The sequence below is a fragment of the Nostoc sp. DedVER02 genome (assembly GCF_034530675.2).
GTDB lineage: Bacteria > Cyanobacteriota > Cyanobacteriia > Cyanobacteriales > Nostocaceae > Nostoc.
In genome coordinates this window covers 20,061-32,535 of sequence record NZ_JAVRCP020000060.1, presented here as the reverse complement: position 1 = coordinate 32,535, position 12,475 = coordinate 20,061, and the positions used below count along the sequence as shown (strand labels likewise).

Annotated in this window: 10 protein-coding genes and 1 pseudogene; 9 read left to right on the top strand and 2 right to left on the bottom strand. The window is 43.6% G+C overall.

Going from position 1 to position 12,475, the window contains the following annotated elements; genetic code table 11:
* Positions 1–206: 206 nt before the first annotated feature.
* On the bottom strand, positions 207–785 hold the full coding sequence (locus RMZ41_RS30480) for a Uma2 family endonuclease (protein WP_322639548.1): 579 nt from the start codon (positions 783–785) through the stop codon (positions 207–209).
* A 1,137-nt stretch (positions 786–1,922) separates the two neighbouring features.
* Here RMZ41_RS30480 and nifB point away from each other — a divergent pair.
* The 8 genes and pseudogenes from nifB (at position 1,923) to RMZ41_RS30440 (ending at position 10,503) form a co-directional block, all read left to right on the top strand.
* Positions 1,923–3,368, top strand: a complete 1,446-nt coding sequence (gene nifB, locus RMZ41_RS30475; protein ID WP_322639574.1) for a nitrogenase cofactor biosynthesis protein NifB — start codon at positions 1,923–1,925, stop codon at positions 3,366–3,368.
* Positions 3,369–3,470: 102 nt separating this feature from the next.
* On the top strand, positions 3,471–3,824 hold the full coding sequence (locus tag RMZ41_RS30470; protein WP_322639549.1) for a 4Fe-4S binding protein: 354 nt from the start codon (positions 3,471–3,473) through the stop codon (positions 3,822–3,824).
* Between the two features lie 55 nt (positions 3,825–3,879).
* Entirely contained in the window at positions 3,880–5,088 is a 1,209-nt protein-coding gene (gene nifS, locus RMZ41_RS30465) for a cysteine desulfurase NifS (RefSeq protein ID WP_322639550.1), read from the top strand.
* A gap of 124 nt (positions 5,089–5,212) precedes the next feature.
* On the top strand, positions 5,213–6,112 hold the full coding sequence (gene nifU / locus RMZ41_RS30460) for a Fe-S cluster assembly protein NifU (RefSeq protein WP_322639551.1): 900 nt from the start codon (positions 5,213–5,215) through the stop codon (positions 6,110–6,112).
* A gap of 223 nt (positions 6,113–6,335) precedes the next feature.
* Positions 6,336–6,692 carry a group 1 truncated hemoglobin gene (locus RMZ41_RS30455; protein WP_322639552.1) on the top strand — a complete coding sequence of 119 codons (357 nt, stop codon included), beginning with the start codon at positions 6,336–6,338 and terminating at the stop codon, positions 6,690–6,692.
* Positions 6,693–7,041: 349 nt separating this feature from the next.
* Positions 7,042–7,935 (top strand): nitrogenase iron protein, encoded by an 894-nt coding sequence (gene nifH, locus RMZ41_RS30450; RefSeq protein ID WP_322639553.1) that lies wholly within the window; start codon positions 7,042–7,044, stop codon positions 7,933–7,935.
* Between the two features lie 148 nt (positions 7,936–8,083).
* Positions 8,084–8,998: pseudogene (locus RMZ41_RS30445) on the top strand (nitrogenase component 1); the annotation flags it as partial.
* Positions 8,999–9,096: 98 nt separating this feature from the next.
* Entirely contained in the window at positions 9,097–10,503 is a 1,407-nt protein-coding gene (locus RMZ41_RS30440) for a site-specific integrase (protein WP_322639554.1), read from the top strand.
* A gap of 763 nt (positions 10,504–11,266) precedes the next feature.
* On the opposite strand, the gene RMZ41_RS30435 is transcribed toward RMZ41_RS30440, so the two are convergent.
* The gene (locus tag RMZ41_RS30435; RefSeq protein ID WP_322639555.1) at positions 11,267–11,515 is read right to left on the bottom strand and encodes a hypothetical protein; all 249 of its coding nucleotides are present in this window, start codon (positions 11,513–11,515) and stop codon (positions 11,267–11,269) included.
* A 378-nt stretch (positions 11,516–11,893) separates the two neighbouring features.
* On the opposite strand from RMZ41_RS30435, the gene RMZ41_RS30430 reads away from it, so the two are divergent.
* Positions 11,894–12,184, top strand: coding sequence for a hypothetical protein (locus RMZ41_RS30430; RefSeq protein ID WP_322639556.1), 291 nt, complete (start codon positions 11,894–11,896; stop codon positions 12,182–12,184).
* The last annotated feature ends 291 nt before the right edge of the window (positions 12,185–12,475 follow it).

The window sequence follows — 12,475 nt, the reverse complement described above, 5'->3', positions numbered from 1 at the left end:
GATGATTGCTTCTCTTACTTCTTACGACTTTATCCTTGAAGCCTTATTTAGCGCAGCTTCATAAAGAATTGGTATAACCACCAAGGCTTGTGCTATAAATGCAAGAAAATTCTATTATCTAAAAGCTAACTGGCAACTCTATTGCCTCTGTGGTTCGTTCTTTTCGATAATTTATTTCCTGGAAATCCTTAAAGAGCGATCGCTTTTCATTCTTCAGTGCCAAATACAACACCTTCATACAGCAGTTCAATCGGACACTCAAATTCAATGCTCGATAGAGTGACGATATCTTCAGCCGTGTAGGGATAGTAAAGCCACATTCTACCCTTACCCCGACAGTAACGCTCAACGGAGATTTTTTCCGAGTCAATCAAAATATATTCTTGCAAACTAGGAATTGTCAAATAATAAGTAAATTTTTCATCCCGATCTTTAGCGCTTGTACTTGGGGAAAGAACTTCAGCAATCAGCTTGGGATGTTGAATAAATTTGCGGGCATTGAGGTCTTGAGGGTCGCAGCTGACAATAACATCAGGGTAATAGTAGCGACTCTGGGGAGTGAGTTGCACTTTCACATCTGACACATTCACTCGACAACCTCTGGAACGCAGATGAGGGTACAAGGCTCTGTAGAGATTTAATGCAATGTCGTTATGAGGAATTGTACCGCCTGTCATCGCAAACACTTCGCCATTTGCATATTCGTAGCGAAGGTCTTGCTGAGGTTCCCATTCGAGATATTCCTCAACGGTCATTTTTGGCGGCTGTTGGGAAATGGCGATCATAACTTAAGATTTTTTCACGTTTGGTTTGATTGTAGCCAAATAGTATCAGCAATAAAGAGCGGTATCTGGAAAACCTCTCTCCTATAAGAAGAAATATTTTAAATTTTGCCCCTTCCCGTGTTGGGAATGGGTTTTTTTGCTAAGGTTTGTAGTGAGCAATTCAGAAAAATCATTGCGATCGCTCAATCATGTTAGATTATAGTTTGTTGTTTCTCTTAAACACAAAATCCGACAGTTTCTTACCCATCTCCTCATAGTGGTCATGAAATAAAAGAAGTAAAAAGTTAAGTTTTTTGAAAATGATATGCAGCAACACACCTATTTTGATTACCTCATATCGCTTATCAAACAAGGCTTACAACCACAGTTGAATATCATTGTCAAAGCAAAAATTAAAAAAATATGAATTGCATTTTTACCCTCAAAAAAATGATATGTTAGATACAGAATTGAATTTCGCTTTTTTTCTGGAGTAGAACGATGTAGACTACTCCAGTTTTTCACCCTCAAACCCTTGGCATCTCTTGCTTTTGACGGAATTTGAGGGCAATCTGAGTACACATTTTAATAACTCAAATCCAGTTAGAATTAGATTAAATTCCTTGCTGAGATTGGGTTTTAGCTGAGTACAAAGAAATCCTGAACCCCTATCTATAAACACTAGAACCCCAACCAAAAAATACTAGAACCCCTACCTGAAAAAAACTTTTTTAATTCTTGTAATGCTTGAAGAATTAGAGTTTTTAGTATTTGAGTACAAAAGTAATAAATCCAATAAATTCTATCCTAGATAGACATATCGCCTAGCTTCAAGACGGCTGATATAAATCTTTTATCGCCAATCACTTAACGCTCTGAAACAAAACAAAGCGAAAAGTGAGTGGAGGGATGACATAGCACCATGCCTGAAGTGAAGAGAAGTCGCGGCTGTAAGCACAAATTCTACCCAAGAACCGAACGTTGACACACACCAGCCGAACATCAGATATCTATCGCCTGCTTTACTTGAAAACAAGTCGCCCTCACCCAAGGGTTTGCAGGCAGTGTGGAAGACGCGACTTCAATTCTGGGCATGAAAGAGTAGCAACGGCATCTCCCACAGTGGCAGCCAAGTCCACCGACCTTTTGCGAAATTCAATGACATCACCGTCTACACGACTCCTCAACTCCAACGCTACGGAATCGCCAACCCAAGCAAAATCAGGTGGTTGCGGCTGCGACAGCACCACCAGCACCACCGTGGAAAGGGACGAAAAGCTCCAAGAACGCATTGCTAAACATCCCTGCTACAGCGAAGACGCTCATCACCACTACGCGCGGATGCACGTTGCAGTTGCACCAGCTTGCAACATCCAATGCAACTATTGCAACCGCAAATATGATTGCGCTAACGAAAGCCGTCCTGGAGTAGTTAGCGAATTGCTAACACCAGAAGAAGCCGCACACAAAGCTTTGGTCATTGGTGGTAAGATTCCCCAAATGACAGTTGTGGGAATTGCCGGCCCTGGCGACCCATTGGCGAACCCAGAAAAAACTTTCCGCACATTTGAGTTGATTGCAGAGCAAGCACCAGACATCAAGCTGTGCTTATCAACCAATGGTTTAATGCTGCCAGACTACATCGATCGCATTAAACAATTAAATATAGACCACGTGACGATCACCATTAACATGGTAGATCCAGAGATCGGTGCTAAGATTTATCCTTGGGTTCACTACAGACGCAAGCGTTACAGAGGTCTTGAAGGTGCAAAAATCCTCCACGAAAGACAAATGGAAGGATTGCAAGCTCTGAAAGATGCTGACATCTTGTGCAAAGTTAACTCCGTGATGATTCCCGGAATTAATGACCATCACTTAGTCGAAGTGAATCGAGTCATCCGTGAGAAAGGTGCATTCTTGCACAACATCATGCCATTGATTTCTGCACCAGAGCATGGTACACACTTCGGTTTAACCGGTCAACGCGGCCCCACACCCAAAGAACTCAAAGAAGTTCAAGACAACTGCTCCGGTAACATGAAAATGATGCGTCACTGTCGCCAGTGCCGTGCCGATGCAGTCGGATTGTTGGGAGAAGACCGCAGTCAGGAGTTTTCCAAAGAGAAATTCTTGGAAATGGCTCCCGAATATGACATGGAGCAACGCGCTACTGTTCACGAAGGAATTGAGAAGTTTAAAGAAGAACTTAAAGTAGCCAAAGATAAGGCGCTAGCCAGTAAGAAAATCGCCAATAGTCCGAAAGTTTTAGTTGCAGTAGCAACCAAAGGCGGCGGATTAGTTAACCAACACTTCGGTCATGCGAAAGAATTCCAAATTTACGAAGTGGGTGGAAACGAAGTTCGCTTTATCGGTCATCGCAAAATTGACCAATACTGCCAAGGTGGATACGGCGAAGAAGCTTCTTTTGAGCATATTATGAAAGCGATCGCAGATTGCAAAGCAGTTTTAGTCTCCAAGATTGGTAACTGTCCTCAAGAAAAATTGCAAGAAGCTGGAATCAAGACTGTTGAAGCTTACGACGTGATTGAGAAGGTTGCTTTAGAGTTTTACGAGCAATACGTTAAGGAATTAGGTAATTAGGGATTAGGGACTGGGGATTAGGGACTGGGAATTAAGAAAGAATTTTCCCAATACCCAGTACCCAATACCCAGTACCCAATCCCCAAAAAAGGAGAATAAATCATGGCTTACAAAATTCTTACTAGCCAGTGTATTTCCTGCAATCTCTGTCTATCTGTATGTCCCACAAATGCAGTTAAAGTGGTTGACGGACAGCACTGGATTGACCCTGAACTTTGTACAAACTGCGTTGGTAGCATTCATACCGTGCCTCAGTGTAAAGCTGGTTGTCCTACCTGCGACGGTTGCGTTAAGCAGCCTAGCGATTATTGGGAAGGCTGGTTTACCAATTACAACCGCGTAGTTGCTAAATTAACAAATAAACAAGATTATTGGGAACGTTGGTTTAACTGTTATTCCCAGAAATACTCCGAACAGTTGCAAAAGCGCCAACCCCAAACAATTCGTAATTCGTAATGACGCTCCTGCGTCGCTAACGCTTCGCTAACGTAATTCGTAATTGAAGACAACAATGCAAAATAACTGCATCTATCTCGATAATAATGCCACCACTAAGGTAGACCCAGAAGTTATAGAGGTAATGCTACCTTACCTCACAGATTATTACGGCAATCCTTCCAGTATGCATACCTTTGGTGGGCAAGTCGGTAAAGCAGTGAGAACAGCAAGAGAACAACTTGCAGCCATCCTGGGAGCCGATGAGTCAGAAATTGTCTATACAAGTTGTGGAACTGAGGGAGATAACGCGGCGATTCGAGCCGCACTGTTAGCACAACCAGAAAAGCGACATATTGTCACTACTCAAGTAGAACATCCAGCAGTACTCAATGTCTGCAAACAATTAGAAACTCAAGGTTACAGTGTTACCTATCTATCAGTAAATCATCAAGGGCAGTTGGATCTAGATGAATTAGAAGCTTCCTTGACGGGTAACACCGCCTTGGTGACAATTATGTATGCTAATAACGAAACCGGCACGGTTTTCCCGATTGAGCAAATTGGGTTGCGTGTAAAAGAGTATGGTGCTATCTTCCATGTGGATGCGGTGCAAGCAGTGGGAAAAATCCCCTTGAATATGAAGACTAGCACGGTGGATATGTTAACCTTGTCTGGTCACAAGTTGCACGGGCCAAAAGGAATTGGTGCTTTATATATCCGGCGCGGAGTTCGGTTCCGTCCCTTCATGATTGGGGGACACCAAGAACGCGGACGTAGGGCGGGAACAGAGAATGTTCCAGGAATTATTGCCTTGGGCAAAGCTGCGGAACTAGAACTGTTACACTTAGAAGAAGCGATCGCCAGAGAAAGAAAGCTGCGCGATCGCCTCGAACAAACTTTACTCGCTAAAATTCCCGATTGTGTAGTTAACGGCGACGTTACGCAGAGATTGCCCAATACCACAAATATCGGCTTCAAGTACATCGAAGGTGAAGCAATTTTACTGTTATTGAACAAATACGGTATCTGTGCATCATCCGGTTCTGCTTGCACTTCCGGTTCTCTGGAACCCTCTCACGTCCTCCGGGCAATGGGCTTACCCTATACAACTTTGCACGGTTCTATCCGCTTCAGTCTTTGTCGCTACACCACCGAAGCCGAAATCGATCGAGTAATAGAGGTAATGCCCAGTATTGTAGAACGTTTACGCGCCCTCTCACCCTTCAAAAATGATGATGCAGGTTGGTTGCAAGGACAAGAACAAGCACTAGCGCATCGTTAGGGACTGGGAAAAAATGGGAAAAGGTTAAAGGGTAAAGGGTAAAGGAATGATTTTTCCCCCTTCCCCATTACCCCTTCCCCAATCCCCCCACTCATAACTCAGCACTCATTACTCAGAACTTAATATGTGGGACTACACCGATAAAGTATTAGAACTGTTTTACGATCCCAAGAATCAGGGAGAAATTGAAGAAACGAGCGAACCTGGAATTAAGGTTGCAACGGGTGAAATCGGTAGCATTGCTTGCGGCGATGCTTTGAGATTGCACCTGAAAGTAGAAGTGGAATCTGATAAGATTCTAGACGCTCGCTTTCAAACCTTTGGCTGTACTAGTGCGATCGCATCTTCTAGTGCATTAACCGAAATGGTCAAAGGTTTAACCTTAGATGAAGCTCTGAAAGTGTCCAATAAAGACATTGCAGATTACCTGGGTGGTTTGCCAGAAGCAAAGATGCATTGCTCTGTCATGGGACAAGAAGCCCTAGAAGCCGCTATCTATAATTATCGTGGCATTCCTCTAACTAGCCATGATGATGACGATGAAGGCGCGTTAATTTGCAGTTGCTTTGGCATCAGCGAGTCCAAAATTCGTCGCGTGATTCTAGAAAATCATCTCACGGATGCTGAACAAGTAACAAATTATGTAAAAGCTGGTGGCGGATGCGGTTCCTGTCTGGCGAACATTGATGATATTATTAGATCAGTTCAACAGGAATACGCCTCACCTGCTCTCAACAATTACGGCGTAAAAGTTGCCACAGAAATTGTTACATCTAAGGAACGAGCGCTAACAAACGTCCAAAAGATTGCTCTAATTCAAAAGGTTCTTGATGAAGAAGTCAGACCCGTACTGATTGCAGACGGGGGAGATGTAGAACTCTATGATGTAGAAGGCGATCGCGTTAAAGTTGTACTGCAAGGTGCTTGCGGTTCCTGTTCTAGTAGTACAGCAACTCTGAAAATTGCGATCGAAGCCAGATTACAAGATCGTGTCAGCAAGAGCCTTGTAGTCGAAGCAGTTTAGGAATTGCTGTAGGACTTAACGTATTTTACAAATACGCCCTAATATGCATTCAGCCAGGAACAAAAAGTAGGATTTGAACCATATAATTGTCTCCACATCAATGCTTCAATCCTACCGACAACCGATAGCTAATTTAGCTATGAAGGCTAACAGCATATAGGCAAAAAGATTAAGCGCCTAAAAAGCAAATTTCATCATCCAACTCGCTTCAAAGGAGACAAGTATGAGTACATTGTACGACAACATTGGTGGACAACCAGCTATTGAACAAGTAGTAGATGAACTCCACAAACGCATTGCCACTGACAGCCTCCTCAATCCCATTTTTGCTGGTACAGACATGGCGAAGCAACGCAATCATCTAGTTGCTTTCTTAGCTCAAATATTTGAAGGGCCAAAGCAATACGGCGGTCGTCCAATGGACAAAACCCACGCAGGATTGAATTTACAGCAACCACACTTCGATGCGATCGCCAAGCATCTCGGTGAAGCAATGGCTGTGCGTGGAGTGTCAGCAGAAGACACCAAAGCTGCACTAGATCGCGTCACAAATATGAAGGGCGCTATTTTGAACAAGTAATAGGACTTATGCATTGATTGTTGACAAATAGCAACATCAAGTCCTATTGAATCTTGCAAGCTGAAACACATTATGACGTATTTGTAAATTGCGTATTTTTCTTTGTTCTTTGTCAAAACAAATGACAAAGGACAAAGGACAAAAAACCAAAAGAAAAAAATTTTAACGAGGAAGATCGATGAACTTATTGTCAATAATTTTGGCTGTGGAGCGATCGCCCCCAGCAGGCATTTATGCCAATGCTACTAACGATGCTCTACACGCGCTCACTACTGTCGCTCAACTGGCGTGAACGCAACTGACAAAAGCAAAGACCCACTAACCAACCAATTGCAGGGAAATACGAGTCATGACAGAAGAAAACATAAGACAGATAGCTTTCTACGGTAAGGGCGGTATCGGTAAATCTACCACTTCCCAAAACACCTTGGCAGCTATGGCAGAAATGGGTCAACGCATCCTCATCGTCGGTTGCGACCCTAAAGCTGACTCCACCCGTTTGATGCTGCACAGCAAAGCTCAAACAACCGTTCTTCACCTCGCCGCAGAACGTGGTGCAGTAGAAGATATCGAAATCGAAGAAGTAATGTTAACCGGTTTCCGTAACGTTCGTTGCGTAGAATCTGGTGGGCCAGAACCCGGTGTAGGTTGCGCTGGTCGTGGTATCATCACCGCCATCAACTTCTTAGAAGAAAACGGTGCTTACCAAGACCTAGACTTCGTATCTTACGACGTATTAGGTGACGTTGTATGTGGTGGTTTCGCAATGCCTATCCGTGAAGGTAAGGCACAAGAAATCTACATCGTTACATCAGGTGAAATGATGGCGATGTACGCTGCTAACAACATTGCTCGTGGTGTTCTTAAGTATGCTCACACCGGTGGCGTGCGTTTGGGTGGTTTGATTTGTAACAGCCGTAACACAGACCGAGAAATCGAATTGATCGAAACCTTGGCAAAACGGTTGAACACCCAAATGATTCACTATGTACCTCGTGACAACATTGTTCAACACGCAGAATTGCGCCGGATGACTGTTAACGAGTACGCTCCAGAAAGCAACCAAGCTAACGAATATCGGATTTTGGCTCAAAAAATTATCGACAACAAGAACCTAGCTATTCCTACACCCATCGAAATGGAAGAACTAGAAGAATTGTTGATTGAATTCGGTATTCTCGAAAGCGACGAAAATGCTGCCAAGTTGGTTGGTAAGACTGCTGCTGAAGCTCCTGTAGTCTAAGTCGCTGCTAATAAATAACGCTTTAGCACAAGGAAAAAGGAAGAGTTTTATATCTTACCTTTTCCTCTCTCTAGCATCTCCCCCCTAACCTTAGAGGGGACTCCTAGTCCCCCTATGCCCCGATCCTTACGAGTCACAGAGGCTAAATATGACACCTCCAGAAAATCAAAACATCATCGAAGAAAGAAAAGAACTAATTAAAGAAGTTCTCAGTGCTTACCCAGAAAAAGCTGCTAAAAAGCGCGAAAAGCACTTAGGCGTATACGAAGAAGGTAAGTCCGATTGCGGCGTTAAGTCTAACATCAAATCCCTTCCTGGGGTAATGACCGCTCGTGGTTGTGCTTACGCCGGTTCTAAAGGTGTGGTTTGGGGCCCTATTAAGGACATGATCCACATCAGCCACGGGCCTGTAGGTTGCGGTTACTGGTCTTGGTCTGGTCGTCGTAACTACTACATTGGAACCACAGGTGTTGATACCTTTGGTACCATGCACTTCACCTCTGACTTCCAAGAAAGAGATATCGTGTTCGGTGGTGACAAGAAACTTGTCAAGCTGATCGAAGAACTAGATGTACTTTTCCCCCTCAACCGTGGTGTTTCCATTCAATCTGAATGTCCCATCGGTCTAATTGGAGATGACATCGAAGCTGTTGCTCGCAAGACATCGAAAACAATTGGTAAGCCAGTTGTACCCGTGCGTTGCGAAGGCTTCCGGGGTGTTTCCCAATCTTTGGGACACCACATTGCTAACGACATGGTTCGTGACTGGGTATTCACCAGAGCAGATCAAGCTAAGAAAGACGGTACACTTCAGTTTGAAGGTACTCCTTATGATGTAGCCATCATTGGTGACTACAACATCGGTGGAGATGCTTGGGCTAGCCGCATCCTGTTAGAAGAAATCGGCTTGCGCGTAGTCGCTCAGTGGTCAGGTGATGGCACCATCAACGAAATGTTGATGACCCCCAATGTGAAGATGAACCTCATCCACTGTTACCGGTCGATGAACTACATCAGCCGTCACATGGAAGAAGCTTATGGTATACCCTGTACAAAGTATGATTTAATATATTGTGATACCAGGATTTAGTCCACGTCTAACTTTGCTCAGTTTAAACATTGTTCTAAATGGACTAAATTTTAAGACACATTTAAGACACAATGAAAAGCAAAGGGCAGGACGTTTTTGAGGACTTCACTCCGCCAGCATCTACCGATGGCAGCTATCTAGGAACGCAGAAACACATGAAGGCTACTCGGCAGCATCTGGAACGCAAGTTTGAGAAAGGTTTGACAGACACTAGGGCCCGTCTAAAAGCCGCTAAGGTCAAAGTGGGTTTGGTCGTGGCACGGGACACTATTCAATTGCAAGCATCCCTACCTATCAAACCCGGCGATCGCGACACTAAAGGAACTGGTTTCAAGCAGTACAAGATTTCGCTAAACATCCCTGCAAGCTTGGACGGGTTGAGAACAGCTGAGGAAGAGGCAAACGAGCTAGGCAAGCTGCTTGCCCGTAAACAGTTTGAATGGACTGACAAATATCTGGGTAAAATCGCTAAGGTCAGCAACAGATCCCAAACCCTTGGTGATGTTTTAGAAGAGTTTGAAACTGAGTATTTCAAAACACGCAAGTTAACAGAAAAAAGTAAACACACCTTTTTCTATTACAAGGAGTATTTACGGCGATTGATTGGGCTAGATACTTTATTGACTCAAGCGGAGATTGATAAAAAGTTTGCAGAATTGACGGGAGATTCTGCTAAATACAGTGCTGTTAAATCGTTGAAGGTTTTAAAAGCAACTCTTAATTTAACTAGTTTCACTCTCGAACATTTTAAAGCCACACAACCCAAAAGTCAGGTTAGGGACATTCCCAGCGATCAGGATATCATCAAATATCAGGAATCTTTTCATCATTACTCTTTGACTAGAAGCTTAACAATCAAGAAGAGTTGTTTAGATAGTTGGAAGATGTGGGAATGGGTGTATGGAATGCTTGCCACTTATGGACTACGCCCAAGAGAATTGTTTGTAAATCCTGAAATTGATTGGTGGTTGAGTCCTGAGAATAAAGATAATACATGGAAGGTTCACCCAGATACTAAGACTGGTTACAGAGAAGCTTTACCGCTACATCCTGAATGGGTTTACTTGTTTGATTTAAAAAACGTAGAGTATTTGGAACTGTTAAAAGCTCAAACTGATGGCAGAACTAGCTTTACAGATATCAACACTATTCGGGTTAATTGTTCATCGTGGTTTAGGCGCGTAAATATTCCGTTTACGCCCTATGACTTACGCCACGCTTGGGCGATTCGAGCGCACATGATGGGCATTCCAATTAAAGCTGCTGCTGACAATTTGGGGCATTCTGTAGAGATTCACACTGAGATTTATCAGAAGTGGTTCAGCTTGGAGAACCGCAGGAAGGTAATTAAGCAGGCAGTGGACAAAAAAGATGACATGGATACGTTGATACAGGAGAATGCACGACTAAGGGCTGAGGTCGAATATCTCAGGCAAGCTCTGGCACGGCATCAAATCAGTGAGGTTCTGTCTACTTGATCTACTGCGAAGTTCGCCACATCTACTTCATGATTTTGATTCTTGTGGGCGAAATTTTTTATTTTTTTTCACTGTCTTTTTTTTTGAGAAAAAGGTAGCAACGTAGCAACTTTTCGGCTGTATTTATTGCTGTGTCTGGATTATAAGCGGTTGCGACCTGTTTGCTACCCTTGAAGATAATTGATTGATATCTATTGCCGTATTGCTTGCTGTGACTGGATTTTAAGCTCGGTTACTACCTCACCCTACTCTGGTTGCCACTTTCACACCTGCAAGACCTTATATGCTAGATAAAATGCCTATTTTTTAGAAATTTCTGTTAAAAATGGCACTGAAAATTTTGTCTACAGTTGCTGAAAACGTTATCCAGAGCGGTTTTTAGCCGTCTACAGCCCAAAATTTAGCGCGGTTTTGCTGTAGACGCTGTAGACAGATTATCTACAGATAACAGATGAGGTAGTGAGCGACTTGCGCGGCACACATCTAGCTTATATGTGCCACCTATGAGCTAGATGTGTGCCACAGATGGACTACTTAAGTCAACTGTAGACAAGGTGTAGGCGCACTGTAGACGCACACGTGAGCTACTTAAGTCAGGTTATAGAGAGCCGATCGACCCCATGCGTAAGCTCTTTAATAAAGGCTTCAATCGCCTTTCCTGCCGTTGATTGCTTGCCAACTTTTAGCTTGTTGAGTGTGCGATCGCGGGTTAGGATTAACTCTTCATTGCTTGGTTGCCCGGTAGTAGCGCTGTTCTCCTCTGCTACCGGGCTTTCGATTTTCCCCGCAGTTCCTCCAGTTGTGCTTCCAGTTGCGATCGCACTTCTTCAGCTATCATCTGCTTGATGTCTACAGATGTAGACAGTTTTTTAGATGTATCTGTAGACAGCCCTAGACATTCTATCATTCTCCTTTGAGCCGTCTGGTTTAATGTTTCACCCTCTATTTGCAATGCTTCCAAGGCTGCTACAGCCTCATCAGGCAAGCGAAACGAAAATTGTTTGCTAACCATAATCCTGTTATTGTCTACAACTGTCTACAATATTATATGGTTTCAGTTTTGTTGTCTACATTTCTGTTGACAGTGTATTCAAGTATATTGTATTCTTGTGTATACAGATGAAAACAGTAGTTCACTCAAGTTGCAGCGAGTAAATCGTAGCGTCGTGTCGCTCCCAAGTTCACTACCCACATGAAATGGATAAATGATCATTCTGGCTAAAGAAGCGCGATCGCAATTTGTTGCGAAATCTGCTTCAATGATTTCAGATACCTGATGTGACAAATGAAGTCAGCGCTTAAATGCGCCCTGGCAGGAGAAATTACCACATCTCCCCCACCAGCACGACTTCCCCCTTACCAGTTCTCACGCCTATAAGGAGGCAATAGTATGTTAGCTGTTGACGCGCCCACTTTGGGTAATTTTCGTCAAGCGCCGCAATTTTGGCGTTTGCGAGTGAGTAAAGAATTCGATAAGCCCGAATATTTTATCGGTCAGACCGTGCTACACAAGACAAAAGTGAAGCAGGGTGAAATTTTGTACCCCGTAACAGTGCTTGGACTTTCCTGGACTGGCTTGGACTGGCAGTATAACGTCTCTCTCCCAGAAGATCATCCTTGGTTTGAGCCAGATGACAATGAACGCGAATGGGTTGATGACCGAGAACTAGAGCCGATGTAACTAATTAAAATGCCTTGGTCAGTGTTAACGGCACTTTCCAAGGCTCAATCCCACTCAGGTGAACCACTTTACACATCGGTAGTTGCTCCAAGGGGAAGTATACTTAATTTTATTGTGCCGCACTTGGTGCAATTTCTACAGTATTTTTTGCTCAGTGGCAGTCATGTCGGCAAGTTTTGGCGAACTATTGACTAAACCACCACATATCCCAAGATCAGGCGAAAGTGAATAGCGTTGAGAGAAGGACACCGACTGTGAAAGTGAATCAAACATCTACAAACTTAAACCATT

What these genes read in the sequence shown, in the direction of transcription:
- RMZ41_RS30480 (WP_322639548.1), bottom strand. Translation starts at nt 785, where the DNA reads ATGATCGCCATTTCCCAACAGCCGCCAAAAATGACCGTTGAGGAATAT.
- nifB (WP_322639574.1), top strand. Translation starts at nt 1,923, where the DNA reads ATGACATCACCGTCTACACGACTCCTCAACTCCAACGCTACGGAATCG.
- RMZ41_RS30470 (WP_322639549.1), top strand. Translation starts at nt 3,471, where the DNA reads ATGGCTTACAAAATTCTTACTAGCCAGTGTATTTCCTGCAATCTCTGT.
- nifS (WP_322639550.1), top strand. Translation starts at nt 3,880, where the DNA reads ATGCAAAATAACTGCATCTATCTCGATAATAATGCCACCACTAAGGTA.
- nifU (WP_322639551.1), top strand. Translation starts at nt 5,213, where the DNA reads ATGTGGGACTACACCGATAAAGTATTAGAACTGTTTTACGATCCCAAG.
- RMZ41_RS30455 (WP_322639552.1), top strand. Translation starts at nt 6,336, where the DNA reads ATGAGTACATTGTACGACAACATTGGTGGACAACCAGCTATTGAACAA.
- nifH (WP_322639553.1), top strand. Translation starts at nt 7,042, where the DNA reads ATGACAGAAGAAAACATAAGACAGATAGCTTTCTACGGTAAGGGCGGT.
- RMZ41_RS30440 (WP_322639554.1), top strand. Translation starts at nt 9,097, where the DNA reads ATGAAAAGCAAAGGGCAGGACGTTTTTGAGGACTTCACTCCGCCAGCA.
- RMZ41_RS30435 (WP_322639555.1), bottom strand. Translation starts at nt 11,515, where the DNA reads ATGGTTAGCAAACAATTTTCGTTTCGCTTGCCTGATGAGGCTGTAGCA.
- RMZ41_RS30430 (WP_322639556.1), top strand. Translation starts at nt 11,894, where the DNA reads ATGTTAGCTGTTGACGCGCCCACTTTGGGTAATTTTCGTCAAGCGCCG.